Annotated in this window: 14 protein-coding genes and 1 tRNA gene; 2 read left to right on the top strand and 13 right to left on the bottom strand. The window is 36.7% G+C overall.

From position 1 onward, the window contains the following. Nucleotides 1–84: 84 nt before the first annotated feature. Genes yajC through NG809_RS07270 form a run of 3 tightly spaced genes read right to left on the bottom strand, consistent with a single transcriptional unit; the run spans nucleotide 85 to nucleotide 1,876 of the window. A complete protein-coding gene (yajC, locus tag NG809_RS07260) occupies nucleotides 85–441 on the bottom strand; it encodes a preprotein translocase subunit YajC (RefSeq protein ID WP_262149345.1) in 357 nt (118 codons plus the stop codon). Between the two features lie 2 nt (nucleotides 442–443). Then, nucleotides 444–956, bottom strand: a complete 513-nt coding sequence (locus NG809_RS07265) for a DUF1573 domain-containing protein (protein WP_262149348.1) — start codon at nucleotides 954–956, stop codon at nucleotides 444–446. A gap of 14 nt (nucleotides 957–970) precedes the next feature. Beyond that, a complete protein-coding gene (locus NG809_RS07270) occupies nucleotides 971–1,876 on the bottom strand; it encodes a transcription antitermination protein NusB (protein WP_262149350.1) in 906 nt (301 codons plus the stop codon). 90 nt (nucleotides 1,877–1,966) lie between these two features. Here NG809_RS07270 and NG809_RS07275 point away from each other — a divergent pair, with 90 nt between their 5' ends. Together NG809_RS07275 and NG809_RS07280 are read left to right on the top strand one after the other, a co-directional pair. Further along, nucleotides 1,967–3,628 (top strand): ABC transporter ATP-binding protein, encoded by a 1,662-nt coding sequence (locus NG809_RS07275; RefSeq protein ID WP_262149352.1) that lies wholly within the window; start codon nucleotides 1,967–1,969, stop codon nucleotides 3,626–3,628. 100 nt (nucleotides 3,629–3,728) lie between these two features. Then, complete coding sequence (locus tag NG809_RS07280; protein ID WP_262149354.1) at nucleotides 3,729–4,064, top strand: PUR family DNA/RNA-binding protein; 336 nt, start codon at nucleotides 3,729–3,731, stop codon at nucleotides 4,062–4,064. A gap of 123 nt (nucleotides 4,065–4,187) precedes the next feature. Here the strand turns inward: NG809_RS07280 and NG809_RS07285 are convergent. The 10 genes from NG809_RS07285 to leuS all read right to left on the bottom strand — a co-directional run bounded on the left by NG809_RS07285 (nucleotide 4,188) and on the right by leuS (nucleotide 14,529). Further along, nucleotides 4,188–4,264, bottom strand: a tRNA-His gene (locus NG809_RS07285). Between the two features lie 37 nt (nucleotides 4,265–4,301). Then, nucleotides 4,302–5,021, bottom strand: coding sequence for a bacillithiol biosynthesis deacetylase BshB1 (gene bshB1, locus NG809_RS07290; RefSeq protein ID WP_262149356.1), 720 nt, complete (start codon nucleotides 5,019–5,021; stop codon nucleotides 4,302–4,304). 82 nt (nucleotides 5,022–5,103) lie between these two features. Further along, nucleotides 5,104–6,780, bottom strand: a complete 1,677-nt coding sequence (locus NG809_RS07295; RefSeq protein ID WP_262149358.1) for a tetratricopeptide repeat protein — start codon at nucleotides 6,778–6,780, stop codon at nucleotides 5,104–5,106. Between the two features lie 80 nt (nucleotides 6,781–6,860). Further along, complete coding sequence (locus tag NG809_RS07300) at nucleotides 6,861–7,730, bottom strand: PstS family phosphate ABC transporter substrate-binding protein (RefSeq protein WP_262149360.1); 870 nt, start codon at nucleotides 7,728–7,730, stop codon at nucleotides 6,861–6,863. Continuing rightward, nucleotides 7,723–7,923: a C4-dicarboxylate ABC transporter gene (locus NG809_RS07305; protein WP_262149363.1), complete on the bottom strand. Its 201-nt coding sequence runs from the start codon at nucleotides 7,921–7,923 to the stop codon at nucleotides 7,723–7,725. Before NG809_RS07305 ends, NG809_RS07300 begins: the two co-directional genes overlap by 8 nt. A 105-nt stretch (nucleotides 7,924–8,028) precedes the next feature. Continuing rightward, complete coding sequence (locus NG809_RS07310; protein ID WP_262149365.1) at nucleotides 8,029–8,865, bottom strand: energy transducer TonB; 837 nt, start codon at nucleotides 8,863–8,865, stop codon at nucleotides 8,029–8,031. Between the two features lie 27 nt (nucleotides 8,866–8,892). Then, complete coding sequence (locus NG809_RS07315) at nucleotides 8,893–9,441, bottom strand: ExbD/TolR family protein (protein WP_262149366.1); 549 nt, start codon at nucleotides 9,439–9,441, stop codon at nucleotides 8,893–8,895. A gap of 20 nt (nucleotides 9,442–9,461) precedes the next feature. After that, on the bottom strand, nucleotides 9,462–10,052 hold the full coding sequence (locus tag NG809_RS07320) for an ExbD/TolR family protein (RefSeq protein WP_056074958.1): 591 nt from the start codon (nucleotides 10,050–10,052) through the stop codon (nucleotides 9,462–9,464). A 62-nt stretch (nucleotides 10,053–10,114) separates the two neighbouring features. Then, on the bottom strand, nucleotides 10,115–10,987 hold the full coding sequence (locus NG809_RS07325; protein ID WP_262149368.1) for a MotA/TolQ/ExbB proton channel family protein: 873 nt from the start codon (nucleotides 10,985–10,987) through the stop codon (nucleotides 10,115–10,117). Nucleotides 10,988–11,226: 239 nt separating this feature from the next. Continuing rightward, on the bottom strand, nucleotides 11,227–14,529 hold the full coding sequence (gene leuS / locus NG809_RS07330; RefSeq protein ID WP_262149370.1) for a leucine--tRNA ligase: 3,303 nt from the start codon (nucleotides 14,527–14,529) through the stop codon (nucleotides 11,227–11,229). Nucleotides 14,530–14,568 lie beyond the last annotated feature (39 nt).

The following is a 14,568-nucleotide window of genomic DNA, read 5'->3' on the forward strand; positions in this document are numbered from 1 at the left end:
ACGAATCGGTAATTCTAATAAAACAAAAACGGCGATGAAACACTTGGTTCCATCGCCGTTTTGATTTTATTTTAAATCTGAAAATTATTTCTTTTCAGTATCTATCGCCTCTTTTTTATCAGCTTCTTTCGTTGCTTTTTCACCGAAACGGGCATCTGTAAACTCTCTTGAGATCGCTGCCTTTTCGAATTTCAATTTTCCTGAAAGGGTTTCGATTACGATTCCGTCATCATGGATTTGAGCAATTCTTCCGTGAAGACCAGATGTAAGCACTACTCTGCTTCCTACTTTCAGCTCTTCCTGAAATTTTTTCTCCTGCTTCTGCTTTTTCATCTGAGGTCTGATCATCAGGAAATAAAACCCTACGAACATTACGCCCATCATAATCAGCATCATTGAAGAATTACCTCCCTGTGGTGCCTGTAAAAATACTGTTAACATAATTAGTTCTGGATATTAGCTGTGAATGTAAGTTTGATAGGTGCTTTCTCAACGTTGGCAAAAACATCAGCATATTTATTCACCATTCCTGCATCGAAGGAAGAAGAATCAAAACTTAAAGTAATCTGTCCTTTTTTACCAGGCAAGATTGGGTCTTTCGTAAACTCAGGAGCTGTACATCCGCATCCAGGCTTTACTTCAGAAATAACCAAAGGATTTTTCCCTGTGTTGGTGATTTCGTAAACGTGGTTTACTTTATCTCCCTTTTTAATTTTTCCAAAATCAAAATTGCTTTCAGAAAGGGCAACTGATGTGGTTGGCTGATTAGAAACCGGTGCTCCCGCAGTGGCAGAATCTCCTGAAACAGCCGGAGCCGTAAGAGAATCCTGAGTTGGTGCTGCAGTGGAATCTGCGCTTATACCTGATGAATTTGTAGTTTCTGTAGTTTCTTTTTTACACGAAACCAAACCAAAACCTATAACCGACAATGCGATGATTGATAATGTCTTTTTCATATTAGATTTATTATTTATATTCTGTTCAAATCTTTGCAATATTTATCTAAAATTCCGTTGATGAAAATGTTTGAACGGTCTGTAGCAAACACTTTGGCAATCTCGATATATTCGTTGATGATTACTCTTGAAGGTGTAAGAGGAAATTTATCGATTTCAGAAATTGCGCATGATAAAATCACTTTATCCATTACAGCAACTCTTTCCAAATCCCAGTTTTCAAGCCTTTCGGTAAGCACTTTTTCGGTGTTTTCCCATGCATTAAGTGTTTCGCGGAGCAATTTTCCGGCAAAAGCTTTGTCATCCTGATCTTTGATCATTTTTATCAGCGTTTTGCTTTCCTGATCTTCCTTTAAAAAACCGATTGTTTTCTGCACCATAGAATTGGCGATGTGTACATCATCAGACCATGACAGTTCCTTGTCTGAAATATAGTCCTGAAAATCTTCATTTTCTGCCATATATCTTAGGAAAAGCTTACCGATAAATTTCTGATCAGCTTCGAAAGAATATCCTTCCTCTTTCATAAAATCCTGATATCTTTTTCCGGCAGTCATTCTCTGGAATGTTTTCTTTAAAAGATCGTCATGCAAATCCCATTTGAGTTCTTTGTGCTGACCTGTGAAAAACAGTCTCTCCGGATTTTCTTCCAGCTTTTTAAGAACCTGATTGTTGATGAATTTCTGATTAGGATTGGTGTCTGAATCAGTCTTCAGATATTTGTTTTTACTGATTTCGATCTGGTTTTCTGCCAAATCTTTCAGGGCTACCAAAAAATTCAGTTCATAGATATACAGATGGTAGATCTTTTCGATTGAGGAGAACATATTTTTCTCCAAAACATCAAATTTGATCGGGTTTTGACAGTACGAGTACACCGATTCTACAACTTTCTCACGGATTTGTCTTCTTCCTAACATTCAAAGAGCTTTTTATGGGTGCAAAGATATGAAATTTAAAATTATTGAAATTCGTAGTCTGAACCTATTTTCGTAATTTTGTAAAACTTTATGAAAGCGCTTAAAACCTTAAATCCATATTTCTGGAAACACAAAATACTCTTATTTTGGGGATTACTTTTCATCATTGCAAGTAATTTTTTCAACATTTACAAAGTACAGTTTATCGGAAAATCTGTGGATGAGCTTACCAAAAGCGGGCATCTGGGATTCAACAGACAGGTATTGATTTATGTTGCAATTATTGTCGGTTGTTCACTTCTCACAGGTATTTTCACTTTTATGATGAGACAGACGATTATTGTCGCATCCCGAAGAATTGAATACGAACTGAAAAATAAAATCTACAGTCATTATCAGGAACTTTCTCTGACGGATTATAAACAGACAACGATTGGTGATTTGATGAACAGACTCAGTGAGGACGTTGTGGCTGTAAGAATGTATCTCGGCCCAGGTGTGATGTATGTGGTGAATCTTTTGATTTTGCTCATTATCACGAGTATTTATATGCTGACCACTGATGTTTCGATGACGTTGTGGACCTTGCTGCCATTGCCCGTTTTGTCGTATGTGATTTTTAAGGTGAGCTCAATTATCAATCAGAAATCGAAGATTATGCAGAAAAGCCAGTCGGGGATTTCTACATTTGTTCAGGACAGTTTTTCAGGAATCAGGGTGGTGAAATTTTTTGCCAAGGAAAATTATATTAAGAAAAATTATGGTGCAAAGGTTTCCGATTATCAGGATAAGGCACTGGATTTAGCTAAAACCGAGGCGTATTTTTTCACTATTATTCTTTTCGTCATCGGACTTCTGAATGTTTTGGTAATCCTTGTTGGTGGACAGAAATACATCAACGGAGAATTGAGTATCGGAAAGATTGCAGATTTCTTTATGTACATCAATATTCTGATCTGGCCATTTTCGATGGTGGGATGGGTAACTTCTATCAACCAACGTGCAGAAGCATCGATGCAAAGAATTAATGAATTTTTAGATAAAAAATCAGATATCGTTAATACTAATTTTGAAGATTATCCGATAAAAGGTGATATTGAATTCAGGAATGTGTCTTACGTTTATCCAAACACAGGAATTCGGGCTTTAGATAAATTAAATTTTAAAATAAATGCCGGCGAATCGCTCGCTATCATGGGGAAAACCGGAAGCGGAAAATCTACGATCGCATTGCTTTTATGCCGACTCATCGATCCTACAGAAGGTGAAATTCTGATTGACGGGAAAAATCTCAAAGAGCACAATTTAGAAAACTACAGAAAATTCATCGGATATATTCCGCAGGAAAGTTATCTTTTTTCGGATACTATTGAACATAACATCGGTTTCTCTATCGAAAATCCTACCCATGAAAAAGTGGTTGAATATGCCAAAATCGCTGATGTTCATAAAAATATTGTTGGCTTTAAAGATCAGTATGAAACAACAGTCGGCGAGCGCGGCGTAATGCTGTCTGGTGGACAGAAACAGAGGATTTGTATTGCCCGTGCTTTAATTAAAAATCCGAACATTATCATTTTTGATGACTCATTATCTGCTTTGGATACAGAGACAGAACAGAATATTCTTGAGAATATCGAGCGAAAAATCAAAAATGCAACTTCAATTATCATTACTCACCGAGAATCGAGTGCACAACGCGCAAATATGATAATCAACCTCTCGGAAATTAACAATTCTGTAACTCCTTAACAGTTTCTTTCACAATTGTTAAATAAATCATAAAAAAAATTTCGTGGTTAAAAGAAAACTTTTATATTTGTTCTAAACAAGATTTAAAATTTATCTAACAATGAGTGATTATAAGGAACGCCATGAAAATGAAATTTTCACCAAGGTGTTAAAGGCAGGAAGAAGGACGTATTTCTTTGATGTGCGCGAGACAAAAGCAGGAGATTATTATCTTACAATTACCGAAAGCAAAAAGAATTTCGGAGACAATGGAGAGGCTACTTTTGAGAAGCACAAAATCTATCTTTACAAAGAAGATTTCAAAAATTTTCAGGATATGTTTAATGAATCTACAGATTTTATCATCAACGAAAAAGGTGAAGATGTAATCTCTGAAAAGCATGATAAAGATTTTAAAAGCAGAACTTTCACGATCGATTCTGACGACGAAGTTTAATATTTGAAAAATAAAAAAATATACAGCATCTTTTTGAGATGCTTTTTTTGTGTGCAAAACTATGGTTTTGGAAATCCCTGAGAATACAAAATAAAAAAAGTACACTGTAAAAGTGTACTTTTCTGGGGTGAATGAGGGGTCTCGAACCCCCGACCTTCGGAACCACAATCCGACGCTCTAACCAACTGAGCTACAATCACCGTTTTTGGTGGTGCAAATATAGGAAAGATTTTTTAATTACAAAATTATTCCGTCAAAATTTTGCAAAGCCATCAACTTTTCTGTTGTAAAGCCCTCTGCATAGGTTACTCCGGATAATCTTCCCAAATCCTGTGCACGGTAAGTTAAACTTTCATAGAAATCTTTTGAGGTAATCGGAGTTTCCGGTTCTGTAGATTTTGGATCGTAAAACTGAGTTTTAAATGCCATACATGCTTCAATCTTCTTATCAAGGTGTTCTGAGATATCAATCACAAAATCCGGCTTTACATCTTTCCATTGAATATAATGGTAAATTTGCTTTGGTCTCCATACTTCCTGAGCTTCTCCATCCAAAACTGTCTCTATCTTTCTTAAACCCGCTAAAAAGCAAGCATCAGATTCTAATTTTGCCGCTTTCGCATGATCTGGATGTCTGTCATCAATTGCATTGGCTAAAACGATTTCCGGTTTGTATTTGCGGATCATTTTCACCAATTCTATTTGATATTCTTCAGAATTCACTAAAAACCCGTCTTTCAGACCTAAATTTTCTCTTGCTGCTACTCCTAAAATCTTTGCAGCTTCAGTAGCTTCTTCTTTTCTGGTTTGATCTGTCCCTCGTGTGCCCAACTCTCCTTTAGTTAAATCAACTATAACACAGGTTTTCCCTTCTGAAATTAATTTAGCTATCGTTCCGCCACAGCCCAATTCCACATCATCGGGATGGGCTCCAAAAGCGAGTATATCTGTTTTCATAAATCAAAGATAATCAGTTTCAATTAATTTAAAAAAATAGAGACTGCTAAAAAACAGTCTCTACATTTACGTGTTGTGAAAATTATTTAGACATACTTTCTTTCAATGATACAGCCTCCGGAGTAGAGAAAGTTTCGATTGATTTGTTGATATATTCTAAACTTTTAACTTTATCACCTTTGGTAAGATTCGCAAGATTGTAATATACTGTTGCTAATGTTTCCTTACCTTTTTCCTTTTCAGCCGGAGTTTTTGTAGCCAATGTAGAAACAAATCTCTCGTATGAAGCTATTGCATTTTCAGCATCACCCGCTTTTTGGAATGCGTAACCTAAACCATAATACCCTGATTCCCAAGTAGGAAGAACATCAGTAAGTCTCTGCCATGCGTACGCAGCACCTTTCCAGTTTTCTACGTTCTGATATTCGGTTGCGAGTTTGTAAAGTGCATCAGAATCTTTAGGATCAGCTGCTAACTGTTTGTTCAAAGCATCAATTGCTGCACTTGTTGGTCCATCTCCAGGGCCGGCAACAGTAGTGATTGATTTTTTGCTTCCACTTGCAACTTCGAATTCTTCGTCCCAGTTGAACGTTTCATCTTTAGCCGCTTTTGCAACTGCTATTTTTGCCTTTGCGTCTGCGATTGCTGCCTGATCATTATTTGCCTTTCCTAAACCTGCCTGAATAAGTCCCTGCAATCCTGTATCACTTGGCTGAATTCTTGATTTTTCAGCTTGTGCAATAAATGTTTCAATATTTGTTTTTGCAGAAGCATAATCTTTTTTCTGATAATCAAGATATGCTTTGATTCTATATTTAATAGGATCCTGAACTTTATCAAAAACAGAATTCAGCGATGTGCCGGCACCTTCAAAATCTTTAGAAAGGAAAGCCAGTTTTGCATAATCCAAAACAGTGTTTGGATCATTATCTGCTAATGAAAGGTATTTCTTGTAGTTTGCCGAAGCCTGTGCCCAGTCCTGATACATACTGAAGAAAGTACCCAAATACTTGTATGCCGGAGCATAGCTAGGATCCGCTTTCACAGCCTGATCAAGATTTGTCTTAGCTTTATCCCAAGCTTTAGCATTCATCCAAAGAGCTCCCATTCTTGTATAAACTACAGCTTTTGATTTTGCTGATGGCAACGCTTTTTCAAACGCCGTCATTGCATTTCCGTAATCTACCCCACTCTTGGTCTGAACACCTAAAGCACTGTAAGCATCACCTAATGAATAAAGATACCATGCAGGAGTGCCGTTCTTCTCAGATTTTGCTATTGCAAGATTAAGAAGTTCAATTGCATATCTCGGATCATTGTTTTTCTCGTATTTTACTAAAGTTTTTCCGGCTTCCGCCAAAAGATCTGTGTCTTTCTCACGGGAATCTTTCACAATAGTTTTGATATCTGCAACTGCACCAGCCTTATCACCTTTACCTAATTTTACTGAGGCAAGACCAAGTCTGCTGTAGAACGATTTTTTAGCGTCAAGAGCTACTCCTTTATTAAATGCTTCAGTCGCTTTTGCGAAATCCGGTTCCGGCTGCGACAGATAGGTGTTTCCTAAATAGAAAAAGTTTTTATCTGTAGCTTCTTTTGCAACTAATTGTGAAAATACCTCTTTAGCCTGACCAAATTTATAGCTTTCAACAAGATTCATTCCCTGCTCAGCAGTCTGTGCATAAGCAACACCCGCAAATGAGAATGCTGCAACTCCTACCATTGCTAATTTTTTTGATATTCCAACTCTTACTTCCATTGACATATTTTTGAAATTATAATTGTTTTTTTTTAATTTTTTGACCGTTTATATTTATCAATTATCAGACCAATAATCTATTATTCAGTGATTTTGACTTCTCTCGGAATAATATAGAAAGGCTGTAATCCCTGTTTTTTCACGATAATCTGACCCGGCTGCGAACATGAAAATCTGATGAATCCATTTCCCAAACCGAAGTATGCCTCGTTTGTAATGAAATACAAAACCCTTGTAAAAGGATACGTATTATTTTTCATAGTCTGTGGTGAGATAGAAATGCTTTTACCTTTAGCATCTACTACCGGCAAAATCTTTACAGATTCACGAAACATTTTAGATTCCGTGTTATGTGGTCTGCTTAAAGCATTAAAACCGACGACACCGATACTGTTTGGATATTTATTGATCTGAGTAATAATATCTTCATTGGATGCCAGCGTAGAATATTTTAAATCATTTGGTGCAATTCCGAGTCTTTTTGCAATAAAACTTGTATTTGCAGAATTGGATCCGTCAAAAATCAATGAATTTTTACCGTCAAGCAATCTTCTTTTGATCTCATCAACAGATACATTCTCAACTGCTGAACCTTTAGAAACAATGAATACAAGTCCATCAGCCGCGAATCTTGCTGGTTCAACATCAGAGTTAAATTTCTGTTTAAATGCTGTTTTTTCATTTGCCGTAAGATCCCTCGACATTACAATCACCCTAGCTTTACCTTTAAGCAGATCCTGCAAAGCTTCATTTTCTTTCTTAATCTTTAAATTGATCTTCGTCTTAGGATAAAAGAGCATATACCGATCTTTAAGTACTCTCGTTACATTCTCGAAAGATTCATCGGCTACCACTGTGATATCACCAGTCTGTGGTGAATCTGTTGTATCTTTAGAACATGACAGAAAAACTGTCAAAATAAAAAAGACGTTAAGAATACTCTTACTCATCCTGATCAGATTTTTTTATTTGATAAAAGCCGCGCGTAATTCTGAAAACTCCATATCCTATAAGAACAGCACCTAAGGCATACGCAATTAACTGTTCCAGAGGAAAAACGATAAAAGCTTTGTAAATAATGGTAAAAACACCTACAAGAATGTAGCATAAACCTACCAGGATTGATAAATATTTAAAGACCATATAGCAAAAATACTAAAATAATATCAGTCTGAAAGTTAAAAAAAGTTAATAAAAAAGAGCAACAATATAAATTGCTGCTCTTTTAGTATTTAATTATAAATCAGATTATTCGAATGCCATTTTTAATGGAAGTCTGAATCTGGATCTTACTGATTCTCCCTGCATTTTACCTGGAGACCATTTTCCTCTGATTCCTCTGATCGTTCTTTCTGCCTCTTTATTGAAAGCCGAATTAGGACCAGTTGCTTTTACATCTGAAATAGTACCATCTCTTTCAACTACGAAACTGATGCTTGTACTTACAGTCTCACCAAGACCTTCAAAATCAGACTGATCGAAGTTTTCACCTACCAATCTTCTGAATTTCTCGATACCTCCGATGAAATCAGCCTGTTGCTCAAGACCTCCTTCAACGATCTTATTAGGATCTACTTTTGGAGTTTCCATCACTTTACCCTGACCTGTTTCTTTCGGCATTTCAGGAGCTTTCCAAACTACTTTTTTCTCACCTTCCTGATCTTTGGTACCAATGTTTGTATCTTTGGTTTCCTCCATTTTCTTAGGCGGCTCCTCGATTTTCGGGTTTGGTTTAGGCTCAGGAATCATATCCTTCACGATTTCCACTTTAGGCGGTTCAACCGGTGGTGGTGGAGGTGGTGGAGGCGGTGCCTTTTCTTCTATAGGTGGCGGAGGTATATCTTTTATTTCATCTAAATTTACTTCCACAATTTTCTCCTCTTTCACTTCTTCCTGAGTCATTTTTAAATATAAAAACGGCCCTACAACCAAAAGAACAAAAATAAGAGTTCCTAAAAGAAATGCCCTTGTTAACAATGGTCTGTACGCCTGTCTCAGATCATACGCACCATATTCTTTATTTCTGCGTTCAAATACCACCTCATCAAGAGTAGGACTTGTAGCATTATAATTATCTGTTGACATACTTTTTTAATTTAATTATTAATCAACTTATTTATTACCAACTTTTTGGTCATAAACAGCTTTTTCCCAAGGCTTTACTTCACCGATACCGTAGTGATCAGTCTTTGTAATCGCCATTTCATCAAGAATATCTACAAAATTCTCATAATTTGAGTCATCAGTAGGTTTAATGATTACCGTGAAGATATCCGGTCTCTTTGCTCTTGCTTTCGCAGTAGCAATTACTTTTGCAATATCTTCTGAATCAAGTGTAGATTCTGTAAGTTTGCTAGGATCTGTAAGACCATTCTGATCCAACTGATGGTAATACATTTTATCATCCTTACCTAAAAGAAATGTAACTGCATTAGATAGGTCAATCTCAGGTATATCCGTAATTAGCTGATCCTCTGGTGGTTTAGCCGGCAACTTCATATCCATAATATTGGGTTTACTGAAAGTTGTGGTAAACATAAAGAATGTGATCAAAAGGAAACCTAAATCCACCATCGGAGTCATGTCTACTCTGGCGTTATGTTTTTTTGAGCGGACCTTTCCGCCTTTCCCGCCTTTTTCCTGTACTTGTACTTCTGCCATTGTTCTCTATTTAAATCCGATTACTCAGACGATGTAATCAGTACAAATTTATAAAACTCAATCTCTTTCAATCCATCAAACAATGCCTTGAACTGCGGATACTGTGCTTTAGCATCACCTTTAATTGCCAGTCTGGCTTCAGGATTTGCCTGCAAAGAATATTTTACCCAACTGGTCAATTCTTTATTCACAGAATCCATAGGAATTGAAACTCCTTTGATCTGTTGTCTTACATCTTCCGGCTTATCAAGATAAGAAGGAAGCTGCTTCATTGGAACTCCGATGGCGCTTGCATTTCTGAAAGCTTTTTTCTGAGCTTCTGTAAAACCGATTCTGTACTCACCAGCCATATTATCAAGAATTTCATCTCTCTCGGTTGGTGTAACAGTAGGTGTAAAGAAGAATCTTCCGTCCGGAGTTACACTTATCGTCATCAAGTTGGTATCATCCAACTTTTGTGTTGAAACTGAAGATGGCGTAGTAATCTGCTCTGCATCCGGCTTTTTAAACTGCGTTGTAAGGATGAAGAACGTAAGGAGCAGGAAAGCAACGTCGCACATTGCCGTCATATCCGTAACTACCCCGTGTCTTTTTGGTTTGACTCTCGCCATATTAAATATTTATAAAATTTAACAAAATAAGATTATGTCTGTTTGCAGACCCTATTCAACTCTTAGTTGAATTCTGCAAAAGATTGCTGAATGCTTAATCCGATTTCGTCTATTTTATAAGTTAATCCATCAATTTTAGATGTAAAATAGTTGTAAAGGATAATTGCAATCGCAGAAGTACCAATACCTAACGCCGTGTTGATCAAGGCTTCAGAGATACCTGTTGATAATGCAGCAGCATCCGGAGATCCTCCACCTGCACCTAGAGCAGCAAATGCTTTAATCATACCAAGTACTGTTCCTAAAAGCGCGATTAACGTTGCTACAGTACCTAAAGTAGAAAGAATCATCATGTTTTTTTCAAGCATAGGCATTTCCAAAGTAGTAGCTTCTTCCAAAGACTTGCTTAATGCAACCAATTTCTGCTCTTTGTTTAGTGTAGCATCTTTCTCAAGAATTTTGTAAGTCGTAAGACCTTCTTTTACAACGTTCCCTACAGAACCCTGCTGTCTGTCGCACTCTTCCAAAGCTTCGTTGATTTGGTTTTTGTTAAGATGCGTTCTGATTGTGGTAACGAAGTTATCCAGATTGTTTTTACCGCTTGCTCTACCTAATACCAAAGCTCTCTCGATTGAGAACACCAATACCGTGATCATAAATGTAAGCAAGATTGGAACTACAGGACCTCCTTTGTAAACGATACCCATCATTGATCCTTCAGCAGGTTCAATTTTCTTTCCTTCAACGTCAGATAAAGCAACAGAAGCTGCACCTTTAAACTGATCAGGATGTTGGAAGTTTGAAGGATTACCCAATACAAACATATAAATTGCAACCCCGATAAGGAATAATACTGGAATTACAATTGCAGGGTTAAGACCACCCTTCTTTTTAGCAACTACTTGCTCATCATTTTTTGAAACATTCATTTCCATATTTAACTAAATTATATTGTTTAAAAATTTCAGATTGTAAAATAAAGATAAAATAAATTAACATGCAAGAGACATAAATAAACATTTTGTATTTTTAGAATAACAATTTATTAATCTGTTCCACTTTCACCAAAAATAAAAATTTATATTATCAATCTCATACTAATAATTAAAAAAACATTGAATATTCAAAAAAATTGATTGTGTATTTTTTTGAATATTCCAATGTTAACTTTTTTTTAAATTACGATGTTCACGATTCTTTTCGGTACAACTATGATTTTTTTAGGAGTTTTACCCTCCAAAATTTGTTCCATTTTGTCATTTTGAAGCACTAAATCTTCCACTTCTTTTGCAGAAAGCTGTGCGGACAGTGAAATTTTGAATTTCGTCTTGCCGTTTACGCTGACCGGATATTCAATCTCATCTTCCTCAAGGTACGTTTCTTCCAGTTTTGGAAACTCTACATATTCAATTGAATCTTGTTTACCCATCAAGCTCCAAAGTTCTTCGCAGATATGTGGTGCATACGGAGAGATTACAACGGCTAAAGGTTCTAAAATATTGCGTTTGTTACATTTTAATTTCTGCAGTTCGTTCACAGCAATCATAAATGACGAAACTGAAGTATTGAAAGAGAAATTTTCGATGTCATACACGACCTTTTTTATTAAGGTGTGCAAAACCTTGTATTCTGCTTTCGTTGGCTCTTCGTCTGATACTTCAAAAACCTCTCCATTAAAATATAAATTCCAGAATTTCTTGAGAAAACCGTAAACTCCGCTTAAACCCTGTGTATTCCACGGCTTCGATTGCTCCAATGGACCCAAGAACATTTCATACAATCTCAAACCGTCTGCTCCGTATTCTTCACAGATATCGTCAGGATTTACAACATTATATTTTGATTTGGACATTTTTTCTACCTCACGGCCTGTGATGTATTTTCCATCTTCCAAAATAAATTCTGCGTCTGCATAATCCGGTCTCCAGGTTTTGAAAGCTTCTGTATCCAATTCGTCGGTTGTTCCCTTTAATAATGATACATCAACGTGAATTGCCTGAGTTTGATAATCTTTAGACAAATTTTTAGAAACGTATTGATTTGTTCCTTCAACTCTGTAGACAAAAGCACTCATCCCCAAAATCATCCCCTGATTGATCAACTTTTGGAAAGGCTCATCATTATTAATATATCCTCTGTCTTTTAAGAACATATTCCAGAAACGGGAATACAATAAGTGACCGGTTGCATGCTCGCTTCCACCGATGTATAAATCTACCTGTCCCCAATAATCTGAAGCCTCTGATGAGGCAAACATTTTATCATTTTCAGTATCCATATATCTCAGGAAATACCATGAACTACCTGCCCAACCCGGCATTGTGGATAATTCTAAAGGAAAAACAGTTTCTTCGTCGATTAAATCTGTATCAACAATTTTTTGATTCGCTTCATCCCATGCAAAAGTTTTGGCATTTCCTAATGGCGGATCTCCGTCTTCTGTCGGTAAATATTTTTCTACTTCAGGAAGTTCCAAAGGCAAAGCGGAAGTTGGCAAAGTGTATGGCATTCCATCTTTATAATAGATTGGCACCGGCTCGCCCCAGTATCTCTGTCTTGAGAAAATCGCATCACGCTGCCTGTAGTTTGTAGTGCCGTGACCAATTCCTTTGTTTTCGATTTCAGCAAGTATTTTTGATTTTGCATCATTATAATTTAAACCATCTAAAAAATCAGAGTTTACACAGACAGAATCTTTAGAATCAAAAGATTTTTCCTGAATATCTCCATCGGTTTCTACAACCTTTATAATTTCTAAATTAAATTTCTTCGCAAATCTGTGGTCACGCTCATCGTGTGCGGGAACAGCCATTACAGCTCCCGTTCCGTAACCCATCAACACATAATCTGAAATATAAACCGGCATCTTTTTTCCGCTGAACGGATTGATTGCATAACTTCCCGTGAAAGCACCTGAAACATTCTTCACATCTGCCATTCTATCACGTTCGGTTTTCTTTGAAGTTTCTTCGATATAGTTTTCAATTTCAGATTTCTGTTCTGCTGTGGTAATATTTTCTACTAAAGGATTTTCAGGAGCTAAAACCATAAAAGTCGCTCCGAAAATGGTGTCAGGACGGGTGGTGAAGACGCTGATCCCCCTTTCCCCCGAAGGGGGGAACATCTCTAATGCATTCTGTTGAGATTCGCCTTCTGAAATGTTATTTTGGGAAGCTAATTTTTCTGAAATAGTATTTAATACCTGATCAATATTTCCGATGACCTCTTCGTTTTTAAATCTTAGGACTTCAAAACCTTGGCTTTCTAAGATATCGGTTCTTTCAGCATCAGAAATGATCTGTTCTTCGGCATTGTGGTAACCACCGTCAACTTCAATGATTAATCTTTTGGAAAGACAAACGAAATCTACAATAAAATCACTGATCAAATGTTGCTGTCTGAATTTATGATCCAGTTTTTTTGATTTCAAATTTTCCCAAAGTACAGCTTCAGCTTCCGTAGGATTATCGCGATTTTCCTGCGCTTTTTTAACCAGCAAAGCAGAATTATTTCCCCCTGTTAAATAATTAAACTTTTCCTTTTTGTTTTCACCAGCATCACTTTTTAGCTCTCCATTATTAGAGACGCTCTCCCCTTCGGGGGAAAGGGGGAACCACACCTGCGCACCCTGAGACTTTCCGATCCAGTACTCCTGAGAATCTTTCAACGGCTGAGGCCAGTCTAAAGTTTTTAAACCTTGTAAAAGTCTTTCAGAATAAGCAGAAATTCTCATGCTCCACTGCATCATTTTCTTTTGGAAAACAGGGAAACCTCCTCTTTCCGATTTTCCATCTTTCACTTCGTCGTTCGCCAAAACAGTTCCCAATGCAGGGCACCAGTTTACTGTAGTTTCAGCTCTGTACGCTAAACGATAATTTAATAAAATATCTTCTTTATCAATTTCAGAAGCAGCTTTCCATTCTTCTGACGTGAAATTTAATTCTTCGTTTTGATTGGCATTTATACCTTCCGTTCCTTTTTCTTCAAAATGTTGAATTAGTGTCTGAATAGATTCAGCCTTATCTGTGTTTTTATTATACCATGAATGAAACAATTCGATGAAAATCCACTGGGTCCATTTATAATAAGATGCGTCTGAAGTTCTTACTTCTCTGCTCCAGTCGAAAGAGAAACCAATTTTTCTTAACTGCTCTTCGTATCTCGTAATATTTTGCTCAGTAGTTACCGCTGGATGTTGTCCTGTTTGAATAGCATATTGCTCAGCCGGAAGTCCGAAAGAATCGTATCCCACGGGATGGAGAACATTGAAACCCTGATGTCTTTTGTATCTCGCATAAATATCAGACGCAATATAACCCAGCGGATGCCCCACGTGAAGCCCTGCTCCCGATGGATACGGAAACATATCGAGTACATAAAATTTCGGTTTGTCTTTTTTATCGGAAGTTTTATAAGTCTGATTGTCTTCCCAGTATTTCTGCCACTTTTTTTCTATCTGCTGATGATCGTAAAACACGTTTCGTAATTGTTATATGTTAAAAGATGGATGTAAAAT

Source organism: Chryseobacterium foetidum (assembly GCF_025457425.1).
Lineage (GTDB): Bacteria > Bacteroidota > Bacteroidia > Flavobacteriales > Weeksellaceae > Chryseobacterium > Chryseobacterium foetidum.